The sequence below is a fragment of the Streptomyces albireticuli genome, from assembly GCF_002192455.1.
GTDB classification, from domain to species: Bacteria; Actinomycetota; Actinomycetes; order Streptomycetales; family Streptomycetaceae; genus Streptomyces; species Streptomyces albireticuli_B.
Genome location: NZ_CP021744.1, coordinates 1553623 through 1569579 on the forward strand (window position 1 = coordinate 1553623; position 15957 = coordinate 1569579).

Consider the following 15957-nt stretch of genomic DNA (forward strand, 5'->3'; position numbering starts at 1 on the left):
TGTGGACTGTCTGCTTCCGTCAACACGCCTGAACCGAGGCCCCGTTGGTGCGAATCAGTACATTCGAGTCCCCGACGTCGGGCAGATCCGCTGCCCGGCCCCGCGGGGCCGCCCGGGCAGTTCCCGGGCGGCCGGTGGCTACGGGAGCGTGACCACGTCTCCCGGGGCGATCGCGTCGGGGTCCGCGATCCGCGGGTTCGCCGCCGTCAGCTCGGACAGCGGGACACCGTTCGCCGCCGCGATGGACGAGAGCGTGTCACCCTCCCGCACCGTGACGGTGCGGGTCTGTCCGTACTCCGCCGTCAGCCGCGCCAGCTGCTTGGGGCCCGGTATGCCGTCCGCGTCGGCACCCGTGTCGCCCAGCTTCTCCTGGTACCGGCGCACCGACTCGGTGTCGGCCTCCGTCCATTCGGGGCCGGGGCCCTCCTTGTAGGCGCCGCAGCCGGCCCGTACCAGCATCTCTCCCAGGCGGGTGATGTGCTCGCCGCTGCTCCCGGGCCCGTAGGCCAGACCGTCGATCACGACCTGTCGGGAGGAGTCACCGGCCTCTTCCTTCCGGTCCTCCTCCTCCCGGACGACGGGCCGGGAGGAGGTGTCGCCGCCGGCCGGGATGTCGGACTCGTCGGCCTGCTCGCCGAAGTGGACGACTCCGGGGCGCCCCTTCCAGTCGGGGTCGGCCACCACGGCGCCCTCCGGGAAGTCCGGGACGCCGTACCCGTAGACGTAGGAGGACTTGCGCGGCCGGGTCTTGAGGTAGACGCCGTCGCCCTCGGCCGAGCCCCCGTCGTTGGTGTTGCCCTCGATGGTGGTGATCTCGTCGTCCGTGTACGCGATGCAGATGCCCGTGTGCGACCCGCCGCCGGGGCCGAAGAAGACCACGCCGCCGATGGCCGGGTAGGCGCTCCAGCGGTCGCGCTCCTGGAACCACTCCACACCCGCCGGGCACCACGCGTAGCGCGGCACGATGTCGCCGTTCCCGCTGCGGTCCGCGGCCCAGCTCACGAACATGCCGCACCACGCCTCTTCGTTCATGCCGTACCAGCGGCCGAACTTGTTGTCGTTGTCCCAGTGCCCGTCGGAAAAGCCCTCCTGGTACCCGATCTCCTCGCGGGCGACGTCGATGAATTCTTTGGCTCCGGACATGGTTTACCCCTCCTGGATTCTGAGAATGAACAATTCCGTGGCGACGGTGATCGCAGTGGAATGAGCGCTCGCGCGATGGCGCGCAGCGGGCACGGCGATGGCGTGCACCGCCTCCGACGTGGGATGCGAGCTGCCGATCACCATGCCACATCGAGGCCGGAATTGCCCTGCCGGGCTCCTGTTGAGCGCTTTCTCCGGGAGCCGTTGACCGGCCCGCCGGCCCGCGTTGACCGCCATTGATTTCGCGTTGATCCACCACAGACAAAGGCCCGGCAACATGGTGGATGTCGAAAAGGTTCGACTGCTCCCAGAGCAATTCGCGTCGCTGTGCGGAAGAAATGCGCAGCGCTCCAGAACGGTTGGCAGAGAGAAATGTCCCCGCAGAACGGCCAGGTATACGTCCTTCGCTCGGCGACCGGTGTGGTCGCCGACGTCGACCACAGCAGCACGGCACCGGGCACGAAGATCCAGGGCTGGTCGCCCAACGGGTCGCAGGCGCAGCAGTGGGTCTTCTGGGCCAAGGACGACGGCGCGTGGCTGCTGGAGACGGGGCTGACCCGCGGCACCCACGGCCCCGGCCAGGCCATGGTCCTCGACTACGACTTCACCAACTGGCGGGCCCACCTGTTCAAGGAGCACGGGCAGGCCAACCAGCTGTGGCGGCTGGAGGACGCCGGCGACGGCCACGTGCGCCTCAAGAGCCTGCGCACGGAAGGCGGCGACGCCTACCTGACCGCCGACGGCGGCGGCCGCTCCCTGGGCGTGTGGAAGTCCGACCCGGGCAGCGACGCCCAGCGGTGGCGGCTGGAGGGCGTCTCCTCCCCCGGCCAGGGCGGACAGCCCGGTCAGCAGCCGCAGCCCCAGCCCCAGCCGGGCGGTGGCGGCTCCGCGGTCGACCTGATGCTCAGCCTGGTCAACCAGGAGCGGGCGAAGGCGGGGGTGCCGCCGCTGCGCCTCGACGACCGGCTGTCCTTGGCCGCTCAGCGGCACTCGGAGGACCAGGCCCGCAACAACTTCCTCGGGCACAAGGGCTCCAACGGCAGTGAGTTCTTCGACCGCTTCCGCGAGGCGGGCGTCCAGAACCTCTCCGCCGGAGCCGAGAACGCGGCGCCCGTGACGGACGTACGCCAGGCCATGGACATGCTGATGAAGAGCGCCGGCCACCGCGTCAACATCCTGTCGCCGCAGTACGGCCGCTTCGGCGCCGGCTTCGCTCCCGGCAACGGCGGGCGCTGGACCCAGGCCTTCGCCAACTGACACGCCCGCGAACACGAGGAGCACACCCCCCATGGGCATCACATGGATCCCCGGTGCCGAGCGCCTGGGCGACGGAGACATCGGCGGCGGCATGGACACCCCCGAGGAGCCGCCCCGCATCGTCTGGCACACCACCGAGGGCGGCGCCGGTGACGCGGAGTTCGACTCCACCGCCGACTACCTGATCGAGATCGGCGCCGAGCCGCACGTGCTCTACGACCCCACGACCGACCGCATCGGCCAGTTCGGTCCGCTGGACGAGAGCGCCCGCGCCCTGCGCAACGACGGCGACGACCGCACCAACCGCACCGGCAGGGTCTGCATCCAGGTCGAGGTGCTCGCCCGGGCGAGCGAGCCCTTCACCGACTACTGGCGGCCGGGGCCGAACTTCGCCGCGCTGCTGGACGCCGCCCGCTCCTGGGGCGTCCCGGACGCCTGGCCGGCGGGCGACCTCGCCGCCGACGGCGCCGGCTACACCAGCCGGGACAGCGACACCTGGCACTCCGAGGGCGGCCACTACGGGCACGCCAACGTCCCCGGAAACGACCACTGGGACCCGGGTGCCGTCGACCGCTCGGCGATCCTCGCCGCGGGCCCGGGCGACGCCCCGGCCGCCGCGGACGACGAGCCCGGCGCCTCGTCCGGGGCCGCCGAGGTCAGCCTCGCGAACGTCGTGGCCGCGGCCGGGAGCGACCCGGACGCCCCGCAGGGCGCGACCTCCCACCGCGACGACGTGCTCGTCGTGGAGCGGGCCCTCCAGGCCGAGGGCCTGCTGTCCGCCGAGTGGGTCGACGGCTCCTTCGGCACCAGCACCCAGGACGCCTACGCCGAGTGGCAGAGCCGCTGCGGCTACGAGGGCGACGACGCCGACGGCGTCCCGGGCCGCACCAGCCTCGAGAAGCTGGGCGCGGAGCACGGCTTCCGCGTCGCCGGCTGACCCCCTGACCCCTCCCCACCTCTACGAAAGGTGTCGCGGCATGTCTGTCGCACCGCAGAACGGCCAGTTGTTCACCCTCCGGTCCGCCAACGGCCTGACCGCCGACGTCAGTTCCAGCCGGACGACGACGGGCAACCGGATCCAGGGCTGGAAGCCCAACGGGTCGCAGGCGCAGCAGTGGGTCTTCTGGGCCAAGGACAACGGTTCATGGCTGCTGGAGACGGCGCTGACCCACGGCACCCACGGCCCCGGCGGGGCCATGGTCGCCGACTACGACTTCAACGCCGGGGTCACCCACCTGTTCCCCGAGCACGGTGACGCCAACCAGCGCTGGCTGTTCGAGGACGCGGGTCCCGGCTGGTACCGGATCAAGACGGTGCGCGGGGACGAGGGCGACCGCTACCTGACGGCCGTCGGCGAGAGCGTCGCGCTGGCGCTGCGGAGCCCGGACCGGGGCGACCCCGGCCAGCGGTGGGAGCTGCTGCCCGTCGGTTCCCGGCCGGAGCAGCCGGGCGGCGGGAGCGTGCGGATCACGCTGGACGCCGGGCAGGCCCCCGACCTGGCCGGCTGGCTCGAGGCGCAGAAGCCGGTGCTGGAGACCTGGTTCCCCAAGACGGTCGCGCTGATCATAGGCGACGCCTACGCGGCGCCCGCCGAGTACCGGATCGTGCTCGACCGGTCCAACACCGGTGTCGCCTACGCCTCCGGCGGCATGGTGAGCGTCAACCCCGACTACGTGCGCCGCAACCCCGGTGACGCGGGCTTCCTCATCCACGAGCAGGTCCACATCATCCAGCAGAACCGCAGCGCGCCCGGGCACTTCGTGGAGGGCGTGGCCGACTGGGTGCGCAACTACCACTTCGAGAACGGCGGGCTCCCCTTCGTCCGGTCCTCCGACAAGTACACCGACGCGTACAAGACGACGGCGTACTTCCTCGACCACGTGGCCAAGCACTACGACGGCGACATCGTGCGCAAGCTGAACGTGGCCGGGCACGACGGCTCGTACGACGGCGACGACCAGTGGTGGCGCGCCCGCACGGGCAGGACCGCTCAGCAGCTGTGGGACGAGATCCCCAAGCGCTGAGCCTCCCCGGCGGGACGACTTCCCCGTCCCGCCGGGCCGCCGCGTCCCCCGGCTCCCCCGGCCGGGGGCGCGGCCTTCGTCGTCGGCCGCCGTCGTCAGAGTTCCCGGAGGTGTGCCGCGATGTCGTCCGCGTCGGGCAGGCCGAGCTCGCGGAAGACGCTCTCCGCACGGCGGTAGTGCTCCCGGGCCCGGTCGGCGTCGCCCTGGGCCCGGTGGGCGTGGCCGAGCTGGGCGAGGGCGCGGGCGAGGATGCCCGCGTCGCCGCGCGCCTCGGCGATGTCCCGTGCCCGCGCGGCGTGTTCGGCGGCCTCCACGGGCCGTCCCGAGAGGTTGTGGGCCTCGGCGATCGCGCCGAGCAGGAGGCCCTCGCGGAAGCGGGAGCCCGTCGCACGCCACAGGCGCAGGCTCTCGTGCAGGCTGTCGAAGGCCTCGGGCGTCCGCCCGGTCCGCAGGCAGACCTGACCGAGGTTGTGCAGCGCGTTGGCCTGGCCCGCGACGTCCCCGGTCGCCCGGGTGACGGCGACGGCCTCGCGGCAGCGCGCCAGCCCCTCCTCGGCCCGGCCGGTGGCCAGCAGGGCCAGGCCGAGGAAGCCGAGCGCGTACGCCTCGATGCCGCGGCTGCCCAGGTCCCTGCCGTGGGCCAGCGCCTCGGTCAGCATGGTGTGCGCGGCGGTGAAGTCGCGCAGGGCCAGCGCGCCTCCGCCCCGTGTGATCAGGACGTGGGCGAGCAGCGTCCGGTCCCCGGTCGCCCGGCACAGCTCGACGGCCCGGTCCAGGTCGGGGGCGCCGAGCCGCATGGCGAAGCGGTGCTGCACGGAGCTGCCCAGCATGTACAGGGCGCGTGCCTCCGCGGTGCGGTGGCCGGCGGCGCGCGCGGCCTCGGCCAGGGTCCGGGCGGCGCGCTCGATGCCGTAGGGCCGCGCGCCGAGGCGGCCGAGCGGGTCCGCGGCCAGCAGCAGGTCCGCGCAGACGGTCAGCGACAGGGAGGTGTCGCCGGCCGCCTGCTCGACGAGTCCCAGGAGCGACGTCTGCTCGTCGAGCAGCCAGGCGGTGGCCTCCTGCGGGCCGGTGAAGACCAGGTCCGCGGAGCGCGGCGGGGCCGCGGTCCCGGGGAACACGTCGTCGGGCTGCGCGGCCCGGTGGGCGTCGAGGGCGGTGGCGAGGCAGAACTCCAGCAGGCGGGTGAGCGCGGCGGTCCGCTCGTGGTCGGGCACCTCGGCGACCGCGGTCTGACGGGCGAAGAGCCGGAGCAGGTCGTGGTAGCGGTAGCGGCCGGGGGCGACCGACTCCAGCAGGCTCAGGTCGACCAGCGACTCGCACAGCTCCTCCGCCTCCCGCTCCGGCCGGGCGAGCAGCGCCGCGGCGGTGGGCACACTGAGTTCGGGCACCTCCGGCAGGGCCAGCAGCCGGAAGGCGCGGACCTGCTCGGCGTCCAGCAGGTCCATGCCGAGCCGGAAGGTCGTCTCCACGGCGGTGTCCTCCGCCCTGAACGCGCCGAGGCGGCGCCGCTCGTCCGCCAGCAGCGCGGCGGTCTCCGCGAGCGTGCGGTCCGGCCGGGCGGCCACGATGCGGATGGCGAGCGGCAGATGGCCGCAGGCGTCGAGCACCTCGGCGGCGGCCTCCGGCTCGGCGGACACGCTCCGTCCGCCGACGATCCGGGTCAGCAGCTCCAGGGCCTCCGCCCGCGCCATGGGCCGCAGGTCCACCAGGGTGGCCCCGGTCAGGCCGGCGAGCCGGGAGCGGCCGGTGAGCAGCACCGCGCTGCCGGGCGCGCCGGGCAGCAGGTCGCGCACCTGGGCCAGGTCGCGGACGTTGTCCAGCAGGACGAGCACCCGCCGGGTGGCGAGCAGGGAGCGGTAGAGGGCGGCCCGCTCCCCGGGCAGCGCCGGGAGGTGACCGGTGCGGACGCCGAGGACGCGCAGGAAGCGGCCCAGCACCTCCATGGGCTCCGCCGGCCGGGGGTCGGTTCCCCTCAGGTCCGCGTAGAGCTGCCCGTCCGGGAAGCGGTGGCGCGTCCGGTGGGCCACGCGGACGGCCAGGGCGGTCTTGCCGATGCCGCCCATGCCGCTGATGGCGCTGAGGGCGACGGTCCGGTCGTTCTCCAGCGCGGCGCACAGCCGGTCGGCCTCGTCATGCCGGCCCGTGAAGTCGGCGGTGTCCTGGGGCAGCCGGGCCGGGCCGTAGGACCGGTCAGGCGCCCGGGGCCCGGCGGCGTCGTCCGCCCGCCGCCCGGGTCCGGCGGTGAGGATCTTCCGCTGGAGCCGGTCCAGGCCGGGACCCGGGCGGGTGCCCAGCTCCTCGGCGAGCGCGCGGCGGACGCGCGCGTGGACGTCGAGCGCGTCCGCCTGCCGCCCGGCCTGGTGCAGCGCGGTCATCAGCAGTTCGTGGACCCGCTCGCGCCACGGGTGCTCGGCGGCCAGCGCGCGCAGCGGGCCGAGCGCGTTGTCGTGCCCGCCCAGCGCGATCTCGGCCTCCCAGCGGGCCTCGACGGCTGACAGGCGCAGCTCCTCCAGCCGGGTGCGCTGGGTCTCGGCGTACGGGCCGGGCACGCCGGCGAGCGGCCTGCCGCGCCACAGGTCCAGCGCGGAGACGAGCAGTAACCGTGCCCGTTCGGGCCGGCCGGCGGCCCGGGCCCGCAGCGCCTCGGCCGTACGGAGCTCGAAGACCGTCGCGTCGATGTCCTCCGGGGCGACGCGCAGGGTGTAGCCGTCGCCCGTCGTCACCAGTGTGCGCGCGGCGGCGCGGGGTGCCCGGCCGGGCTCCAGCAGCCGCCGCAGGGTGAAGACGTGGGTGCGCAGCGACGCCCGCACACCGGCCGGGGCCTCGTCGCCCCAGACCGCGGCGACCAGTTCCCGGGCGGACACGGAGGTCCGCGCCCGCAGCAGCAGGACCGCGAGCACCGCCTGGAGCCGGGGCGCGCCGACGGGCACCTCGGCCGGCCCGTCGTGCACGCGGAGGGGGCCGAGAACGGTGAACCGGTGGGCGGCGGTCCGCCCGGAGCCGTCACCGGAGGAGCGGCCGGGAGGGGCAGTGGGGGGCATGGGGGGTCTCCGGATGACGTGAGGGCCTGCGGTGCGTGAGGGCCTTTTGACGGGAGGCCACAGGAAGACGGATCGCCCGTGACAGCGGTTCCGCCGTGACGGGCCAGGCGTGACGGGTCCGCCGTGACGGGCCAGGCGTCACGGGTCCGGCGTCACGGGTCCGGCGTCACGGGTCCGGCGTCACGGATCCGGCGCGCGACCGGAGCGGAGCGCTCCCGTCAGGGGACCGGTGCCGGTCCGGGCCCGTCCGGGCGTACGGGCCCGTCGCCGAGCAGGGCGAGGAGGTCGTCGGCCTCCGGCATGCCCAGGCGGGCGCAGATCCCGTGCGCGGTGCGCCGGTGCGTCCGGGCGCCGTCGTGGTCCCCGAGCCGGCCGAGGGCGGAGCCGAGCGCGGCCAGGGCGTGGGCGCGGCCGCGGTCGTTCCTGACCTCCTCCAGCGCCGTCACCGCGGCCCGGGCCAGCTGGGCGGCCTCGTCGGGGCGGCCGGTGGCGAGCCGGTTCTCCGCGAGCCGGGAGAGGGTGAGCCCTTCCCACAGCCGGTTACGGCGAGCGCCGAAGAAGGCCAGCGCGTCGGTGAGGCGTGCGGCGGACTCGGCGGTCCGTCCGGCGGCGCCGAGGACGACGCCCAGTTCGTACAGGGCGAACCCCGTCCGGCGGCCGTTGCCCAGACCTTGATGGAGCACCAGGGCCTCCTCCGCGTCCGCGACCGCCGGGGCCGTCTCGCCCGCGGCCTGGCGCACCCGGCAGCGCGCGCCGAGGGCGTTCGCCTCGCCGAGCCGGTCGGCGTGCTCCCGGAAGACCGCCAGGGCCTCGGTGAGGAGGGCGTGGGTCTCGTCGTGCCGGCGCAGGTGGTACAGGCAGCGGGCCAGCAGCACCAGGGCGTCGGCCATGACGAGCGCGTCGCCGGCCGCGCGGCTCGCCGCCACCGCCTGGCGGTAGACCACGACCAGTTCGCGGAGGCGGGCCGCGTAGTAGTGGCCGTGGCCGAGGGCCAGGTAGGCACGGCCCGCGCTGCGCCGGTCGCCCAGGCGGAGCGCCGCGGCGACCACTTCCTCGGCCGCCTGCTCGAACTCCGGCCCGGGGCGCCCGCGTTCCAGCAGCTCCTCCGTCATGAGCAGCAGGTCGGCCGCCGGGGCGAGGGCGCCGTCGGGGGACTTGGCCGCCTGGCGCACCGCCGCGAACAGGCACGGCGCCTCCTCGGCCAGCCAGGCGCCGGCGTCCTCGGCCGTGGCGAACGACAGTCCGGGCACCGTCGCGGTCATCCCCAGGCGCTCGGCCCTGTCGAGGGCGCCGGGGTACGAGGCCCGCACCGTGGACACCAGGAACTCCAGCAGGCGGCGCAGGGAGGCGGCCCGCCCCTCCGGGGGCTCCTCCGCGCCCGCGCGGCCACGCGCGTAGAGGCGCAGCAGGTCGTGGTAGCGGTAGCGGCCGGGGGTGGGCGACTCCAGCAGGCTGACGTCGACCAGGGACTCGCACAGCGCCTCGGCCTCCGGCTCCGGCAGGCCGAGGACGGCGGCCGCGGCGGCGGCGGAGATGTGCGGGCCGTCGGGCAGGGCGAGCAGCCGGAAGGCGCGCTGCTGGGCCGGCCGGAGCTGGGCGTGGCCGAGCGCGAAGGCGGCCTCGACGGTCAGATCGGCGACGCGCAGTTCCGCCAGGCGGTGCCGCTCGTCGGCGAGCCGGCCGTACAGCGCGCGGAGCGGCCAGGCGGGGCGCGTGGCCAGCCGGGCCGCCACGATCCGTACGGCCAGCGGCAGGTGGCCGCAGGCCGACACCAGCCGGGCGGCGTCGTCCGTCTCGGCGGCGACGCGGGCCCGGCCCATGACCCTGCCCAGGAGTTCGAGTGCCTCGGCCGGGGTCATGACGTCGAGGTCGACCAGGCGCGCGGCCGCCGGTCCCGCGAGCTTGGCACGGCTGGTGACCAGGACGGCGCACGAGGGCGGCCCGGGCAGGAAGGGCCGCACCTGCTCGGGGCCGTGGGCGTTGTCGAGGAGGATGAGCACGCGGCGCCCGTCCAGCCGGGCGCGGAAGAGCGCGGAGCGTTCCGCCAGGCCCTCGGGTATCGCGGCGTCGGCCACGCCCAGCGCCCGCAGGAACGAGCCCAGCACGGTGGCCGGGTCGGCCGGGTGACCGCCGACGCCCTGGAGGTCCATGTACAGCTGTCCGTGCGGGAAGGACTCCCGCACCCGGTGCGCGACGTGCACGGCGAGGGCGCTCTTGCCCACCCCGCCGGCGCCGGAGACCGCCACCGTGGCGGCGGCCCCGGGGCGCTCGGACGTCAGCAGCGCGCACAGGTCCGCCACGAGCGTGGCGCGGCCGGTGAAGTCGGCGAGGTCGCCCGGGAGCTGGGCGGGCAGCGGCGGCGCGGCCGGTTCCGGGAGCCCGGTGCCGCCGGTGGCGTCCGGCGCCGTGATCAGGTCCCGTGCCTCGGCGAGGTCCCGGCCGGGTTCGAGCCCGAGCTGCTCGCCCAGCAGCAGGCGGGCCTCGTCGTAGACGGCGAGCGCCTCGGCGGACCGGCCGTCACGGTGCAGCGCCCGCATCTGGAGGGCGCGCAGCCGTTCGCGCAGGGGGTGGTGGGCGGCCAGGCCGGCGAGTTCGGCGAGGACCGGCCGCGGGCCGTCCAGTTCCAGGTCGAGCTCCAGCCGGGCTTCCAGGGCCGTCAGGCGCTGGTCGGCGAGCCGGGCGCGGTGGGCGCCCATGGCCGCGCCGGGGATGCCCGGGAGGGGGTCGTCCTGCCAGGGCTCCAGCGCGAGGCGCAGCCGGGCGCGGGCCTCCGCGAGCTGTCCGGCCGCCCGGGCCCGGCCGGCCGAGGCGACGTGGTCCTCGAACAGGGCGAGGTCCACGGCCTCGCGGGGCACGTGCAGCGCGTAGCCGTCGGGGACGGACACCAGGACCCGGGGGGACTCGCCCGCGGCCCGCTCCGGCTCCAGCAGCTTGCGCAGCCGCGAGGCGTACGTCCGCAGGGCGCCCACGGCGCGGGGCGGCGGGTTGCCGCCCCACAGGGCCTCCACGACGTCGGCCACCGAGGCGGCCCGCTCCTGGCGCAGCAGCAGCACCGCGAGGAACGCCTGTTGCTGCGGGGAGCCGAGCTCCAGCTCCCTGTCGCCGCGCCACGCGCGCAGCCGCCCGAGCAGCGCGAACCGCAGCCCGGTATCCCCGGTGACCATCTTCCGCCCCACCCCGTTGACGCCTTCAGGCGCGCAGGCCGTACGGCGGGCCGGCCCCGACTTCCCCCCGGGAGCTCGGCACGTCGTTCCCCCGGCGTGCGCTGAGCTGGATCCTACAGGCGGACAATCCATCCTTTACCGCCGCGCCGCCGCCGGGGCGACTCCCGTGGCGGCGGCCCGTCCCACGGGAGGGCCTCCGTACGCCCCAGAGCCCCCAGGGCCCTCAGAGCCCCCGGAACCCTCAAGGAGTGGTCGTGGAGACCAGATAGACCTTCGGGTACTGCGGGTTGTCCAGATTGACCGTGATCTCCAGGGACGGCTTGGGCTTGTCCTGCTCCAGCACGGTGCCCGACCAGTGGTGTCCGGCGCCGAAGTCCCAGCCGACCTCCGCCGCCTCCTCGGAGTCGACGGTGACCTCGCCCTCCTCCAGGTCGCCGAGGTTCCGCCCGGACTTGGCGAGGAAGTTCTCCAGGCCGTCGCGGGTGGTGGTGAACTGCACGTACAGCGAGCTGGCCTTCCACGAGTTGGTCTCGTAGGTGGCGACGTCCGCGGAGTACGGCGGGATCCACACCTCGTAGATGCGGCGCTGGAGCCGGGAGGGCCAGCCCTCCTCCAGGCCGACGGCCTTGGCCTGCTCCTTCTTGGACTCGCTGCCGCCCCGGCTCTGCATCGCGGAGATGTAGAGGTAGCCGGCGGGGATGGCGATGAGCAGGAAGACGACGAGCGGCTTGACCCAGCGGTGCCGGCGGGGGGCGGCCGGAGGCTTCCGGCCCTCTCCCCCGTCGGCCTGGCCGGGCACGTCGGTGCGGTCGGGGTGGTCCATGGTGACCGTCACCCGCGGCCCGCGCGCGCGTAGCGCTCGTAGCGCTCCACCCGCCGGCGGTTGGCGCGGCGGAAGCGGCGGGCGACCAGCCGGGCCAGGTCCGCGGCGCCGACCATGCCGGCCTCGGGGCCGAGCTGCGCCTTGACGATGCGGGCCTCCGGGCGGTAGCCGCGGCCGGTGAGGTGGCGGCGGAAGGCGTCCCGGGCGGGGCCGATCAGCAGGTCGTCGGCGGCGCTGACGCCACCGCCGATGACGAAGCAGGAGGGGTCCAGGGCAGCGGCGAGGTTGGCGATGCCGACGCCGAGCCACTGGCCGATGTCCTGGAGCAGTTCCACGCACATGGCGTCGCCGGAGCGGGCCAGCTCGGTGATGAGCGGGCCGGTGATCTCGGGGATGTTGCCGCCGACGCGGTCGATGATGCCGTACGCGACGGGGGACTCGGCGGCGGCCAGCTCGCGGGCCTCGCGGACGAGGGCGTTGCCGGAGCTGTACTGCTCCCAGCAGCCGCGGTTGCCGCACGGGCAGCGGTGTCCGCCGGGGACGACCTGCATATGGCCGAACTCGCCCGCGACCCCGTACTTGCCGCGCTTGACCTGGCCGTCCTCCAGGATCGCCCCGCCGATGCCGGTACCGAGGGTGATCATCACCAGGTGGTCCTCGCCCCGGCCGGCGCCGAAGCGCCACTCGGCCCAGGCGGCGGTGTTGGCGTCGTTGTCGACCATGACGGGGACGGCGAGCCGGCCGGCGAGGCGGTCGCGCAGGGGCTCGTTGCGCCAGGACAGGTGCGGGGCGAACAGGACGCGGTTACGGTCGGCGTCGACCCAGCCGGCCGCGCCGATGCCGACGGCGTGCACGTCGTGCCGGTCGGAGAGGTCGAGGACCAGCTCGGTGATGGTGTCCTCGACGACCTTGGGGCTCTTGGACTTGTCCGGGGTCTCCGTGCGGAGCTTCTCCAGGATGTTGCCGTCGGCGTCGACGACGCCCGCCATGACCTTGGTGCCGCCGATGTCGATGCCGACGGTGGGGACCCGGGGGGCGGTCAGGTGCGAGCGGCGCTCGCGGGTTCCGACGGTGCGGAGCACGGTGGCTCTGGCCGCGCCTCGGTGGAGCTCGCGGTACATGCTCATGACGCCTCCACTGCGTGGGGCCTGGCGGTACGGGTGCGTGCTCGCACGTTGTCGTCGTCCCTGCGGTGGTCTCTGGAGGGGGTCCCTCGATGGTTACGGTCGGTGCGATTGTGCCTCACGGACGCGGTTGGTACCGCATCGCGGTGGCCCTCTCCCCAGGGCCCCCGGTCGCGCAAACGCCGGACGGGCTGGAAAATCCAGCCCGTCCGGCGATCAAGAAAAAAGGGGACAAGGGTGGTCAGCCCTCGTCGGTCGTGACCGGTTTGCCGCCGATCACGTCCGGGCCCGTCGCCCGCGCCAGCTCATGGCTGAGCTGGTCGAGCTCGCTGCCGCCCGCCATCTGGCGGGTGAGCTCGTCGAGGGCGATCTCCGACTTGGCGTGGCTGCCGGCCATCCCGCCGCGCTTGAGGAGCACGAAGCGGTCGCCGACCAGGTACGCGTGGTGCGGGTTGTGGGTGATCAGCACCACGCCGAGGCCGGCGTCCCGGGCCGCGGCCACGTACTTCAGGACCACGCCCGACTGCTTGACGCCGAGCGCCGCGGTCGGCTCGTCGAGGACGAGGACCTTGGCGCCGAAGTAGACGGCGCGGGCGATCGCCACGCACTGCCGCTCACCGCCGGACAGCGTCCCGATGGGCTGGTCGACGTCGCGCAGGTCGATGCCCATGCGGAGCAGCTCCGCGCGGGTGATCTCGCGCATCCGCGCGGCGTCGAGGCGCTTGAAGGGGCCGACGCCCTTCGTCGGCTCGGAGCCGAGGAAGAAGTTCCGCCAGACGGGCATCAGCGGGACGACCGCGAGGTCCTGGTAGACCGTGGCGATGCCGCGGTCGAGGGCCTCGCGGGGCGAGCCGAGGCGGGTCTCCTCGCCCTCGATCTCGAAGGTGCCCGCGTCGTGCTGGTGCAGCCCCGCGATGATCTTGATGAGGGTGGACTTGCCGGCGCCGTTGTCGCCGAGCACGCAGGTGATCTCGCCCGCGTGCACCTCCAGGGAGACCCCTTCGAGGGCCCGGATGTTCCCGTAGAACTTGCTGACGTCCGTCAGCTCGACCAGCGCGTTCCGTGTGTCGCTCACTTCGTCGCCTCCGCCCGCTTACGGACCCACGCGTTCAGCAGCGTGGCCAGCAGCAGCATCGCGCCCAGGAAGAACTTGAACCAGTCCGGGTCCCACTGGGCGTAGACGATGCCCTTGCTGGTCATGCCGAAGATGAACGCGCCGACCGCGGAGCCGATGGCCGAGCCGTAGCCGCCGGTCATCAGGCAGCCGCCGATGACGGCCGCGATGATGTAGAGGAGCTCGTTGCCGACGCCCTCGCCGGACTGGACCACGTCGTAGGACATCAGCAGGTGCTGTCCGGAGACCCAGGCGCAGAAGGCGACCGCCATGTACAGGCCGATCTTGGTGCCCTTGACGGGGACGCCCACGGCGCGGGCCGCGTCGGAGTTGCCGCCGACCGCGAAGATCCAGTTGCCGGCGCGGGTGCGCAGCAGGACCCAGGTGGCGAGGGCCACCAGGCCGAGCCACCACAGGATGGTGACCTGGAGGTCGACGCCGCCGATCGTCAGGTGCGAGGCGAAGACCGCGCGGGCGGACTCGAAGCCCTCCATGTCACCGATGGTCTTGGTGGAGACCGTGCCGCTGATGAGCTTGGTGAAGCCCAGGTTGAGGCCGGTCAGCATCAGGAACGTGGCCAGCGTGATGATGAAGCTGGGCAGCTTGGTGCGGGTGAGCACGAAGCCGTTGAAGAAGCCGATAGCCAGCATGGTGAGCAGCGAGACCCCGGCACCGACCCAGACGTTGGCCGTCATCTGGTAGCTGAACATCGAGGAGACCAGCGCGGCGCTGGTCACCATCACACCGGCCGACAGGTCGAACTCGCCGCCGATCATCAGCAGCGCCACGGGGACGGCCATGATGCCGATGGTCGAGGAGGCGTAGAGCACCGTCGACAGGCTGGATGCCTGGAGGAAGCTGTCGGCGACGGTCGAGAAGAAGACGAAGACGGCCACGGCGCCGACGACCGCGCCGAGCTCGGGGCGGCCGAGCAGCCGGCGCAGGTGCGAGCGGTGCGCCAGCCGTTCGTCGGCCGTGTCCCGGGCGGGTGCGGTGGCGGGCGCGCTCATCGCGTACCCCGCTTGGTGAAGTCGGCCAGGATCTTGGCGTCGTCCTTGGTGACGATCTGCGGGCCGGTGAGCACCGGGCGGCCGCCGCCGAGCATGTCGCGGTTGTAGCGGTAGAGCCACAGCAGGTCGACGGCCTCGTAGCCCTGGAGGTACGGGTCCTGGTCGACGGCGAAGCCGAGCTTGCCGGACTGGAGGGCTTCGGCGACCTTGGCGTTGAGGTCGAAGGTGTCGACCTCGGCCTTGCTGCCGGCCTGCTCGGCGGCCTTCACGGCGGTCGGCGCGAAGGGGGCGCCGAGGGTGACGACGGCGTCGATGTCCTTGTCGGACTGGAGCTTCGCCTCGATGGACGACTGCACGTTGGGCATGTTGGTGCCCTCGACGTACAGGTTCTGGAGCTCGCCCTTGAAGGACTTCTTCACGCCCTCGCAGCGCTGCTCGTGACCGACGTTGCCCTGCTCGTGCAGGACGCAGACGGCCTTCTTCCGCCCGCGTTCGTTGAGCTGCTCGCCGACGGCCTCGCCCGCGATCACCTCGTCCTGGCCGATGTGGGTGAGCGCGCCGAACTCCTTGGACTTCTCGGAGCCCGAGTTCACGGTGATCACCGGGATGCCGGCCTTCTTCGCCTTCGCGATGACGTCCTTCATGGCGTCGGGCTTGGCGAGGGTGACGATCAGGCCGTCGACCTTCTGGTCGATCATGGCCTGGACGTTCTGGGCCTGCTTGTTGCCCTCCACGTCATGGGCGTAGAGGAACTTGATGTTGTCCTTGGCGGCCGCCTGCTTGGCACCGCTCTGGACGATGTCCCAGAAGGTGTCGCCATCGCCCGAGTGGGTGACCATCGCGAAGGTCCAGCGGGGCGTGTCCACCGCGGCGCGCCCCTGGGCCGCCTTGGCGGCCCGCTCCTCCGCGCGCTTGCCGCCCGTCGCGCTGCACCCCGCCAAGGAGGCGCCGAGCACCGCTGCCAGCACGGCGCTCACCGCACGTACGCCTGTCCGAAGCCTTGCCACGAGGAGTTGCCCTTCTCACTGTCTGTCACGGTGCGGCCGGACCCCGGTCCTGCGGGCCCAGCCGCCCAAGTATCCGTCACCATCCGTCACCGCTGACCGCGGGGGCTTCCGGGGGTACCTCTCAGGGCTGCTGTATGTGGGTGGATTTTTAGCGGCGTACACCACACCGGGTCAAGGCTTTGTCCGAACATTCTGACGATCCATGCCCCGCCACGGAGGCCCGCCGGGCCCGTGGAGGCCGGGCGGGGCC

At 73.8% G+C, this 15957-nt stretch carries 11 protein-coding genes; 3 read left to right on the top strand and 8 right to left on the bottom strand.

What is annotated here, in order from left to right:
• Positions 1 to 138: 138 nt before the first annotated feature.
• Entirely contained in the window at positions 139 to 1143 is a 1005-nt protein-coding gene (locus tag SMD11_RS06800) for a peptidoglycan-binding protein (protein WP_087925576.1), read from the bottom strand.
• Positions 1144 to 1515: 372 nt separating this feature from the next.
• Here SMD11_RS06800 and SMD11_RS06805 point away from each other — a divergent pair, with 372 nt between their 5' ends.
• Genes SMD11_RS06805 through SMD11_RS06815 form a run of 3 tightly spaced genes read left to right on the top strand, consistent with a single transcriptional unit; the run spans position 1516 to position 4424 of the window.
• Positions 1516 to 2400, top strand: coding sequence for a CAP domain-containing protein (locus SMD11_RS06805; RefSeq protein ID WP_087925577.1), 885 nt, complete (start codon positions 1516 to 1518; stop codon positions 2398 to 2400).
• Positions 2401 to 2431: 31 nt separating this feature from the next.
• Positions 2432 to 3337: a peptidoglycan-binding domain-containing protein gene (locus tag SMD11_RS06810; protein WP_087925578.1), complete on the top strand. Its 906-nt coding sequence runs from the start codon at positions 2432 to 2434 to the stop codon at positions 3335 to 3337.
• A 40-nt stretch (positions 3338 to 3377) separates the two neighbouring features.
• The gene (locus tag SMD11_RS06815; RefSeq protein ID WP_087925579.1) at positions 3378 to 4424 is read left to right on the top strand and encodes a basic secretory protein-like protein; all 1047 of its coding nucleotides are present in this window, start codon (positions 3378 to 3380) and stop codon (positions 4422 to 4424) included.
• 95 nt (positions 4425 to 4519) lie between these two features.
• Here the strand turns inward: SMD11_RS06815 and SMD11_RS06820 are convergent, their stop codons facing one another.
• The 7 genes from SMD11_RS06820 to SMD11_RS06850 form a co-directional block, all read right to left on the bottom strand.
• Positions 4520 to 7465, bottom strand: a complete 2946-nt coding sequence (locus SMD11_RS06820) for an AfsR/SARP family transcriptional regulator (RefSeq protein ID WP_087925580.1) — start codon at positions 7463 to 7465, stop codon at positions 4520 to 4522.
• 218 nt (positions 7466 to 7683) lie between these two features.
• Positions 7684 to 10629: an AfsR/SARP family transcriptional regulator gene (locus tag SMD11_RS06825; protein WP_159395250.1), complete on the bottom strand. Its 2946-nt coding sequence runs from the start codon at positions 10627 to 10629 to the stop codon at positions 7684 to 7686.
• Between the two features lie 241 nt (positions 10630 to 10870).
• The gene (locus tag SMD11_RS06830; RefSeq protein WP_234365933.1) at positions 10871 to 11452 is read right to left on the bottom strand and encodes a hypothetical protein; all 582 of its coding nucleotides are present in this window, start codon (positions 11450 to 11452) and stop codon (positions 10871 to 10873) included.
• 8 nt (positions 11453 to 11460) lie between these two features.
• Positions 11461 to 12579: an ROK family glucokinase gene (locus SMD11_RS06835; RefSeq protein ID WP_087925582.1), complete on the bottom strand. Its 1119-nt coding sequence runs from the start codon at positions 12577 to 12579 to the stop codon at positions 11461 to 11463.
• Between the two features lie 238 nt (positions 12580 to 12817).
• Positions 12818 to 13651, bottom strand: a complete 834-nt coding sequence (locus SMD11_RS06840) for an ATP-binding cassette domain-containing protein (protein ID WP_087925583.1) — start codon at positions 13649 to 13651, stop codon at positions 12818 to 12820.
• A complete protein-coding gene (locus tag SMD11_RS06845; protein ID WP_087925584.1) occupies positions 13648 to 14700 on the bottom strand; it encodes an ABC transporter permease in 1053 nt (350 codons plus the stop codon). Before SMD11_RS06845 ends, SMD11_RS06840 begins: the two co-directional genes overlap by 4 nt.
• Positions 14697 to 15677, bottom strand: a complete 981-nt coding sequence (locus SMD11_RS06850; protein WP_199843812.1) for a sugar ABC transporter substrate-binding protein — start codon at positions 15675 to 15677, stop codon at positions 14697 to 14699. Before SMD11_RS06850 ends, SMD11_RS06845 begins: the two co-directional genes overlap by 4 nt.
• Between the last annotated feature and the right edge of the window lie 280 nt (positions 15678 to 15957).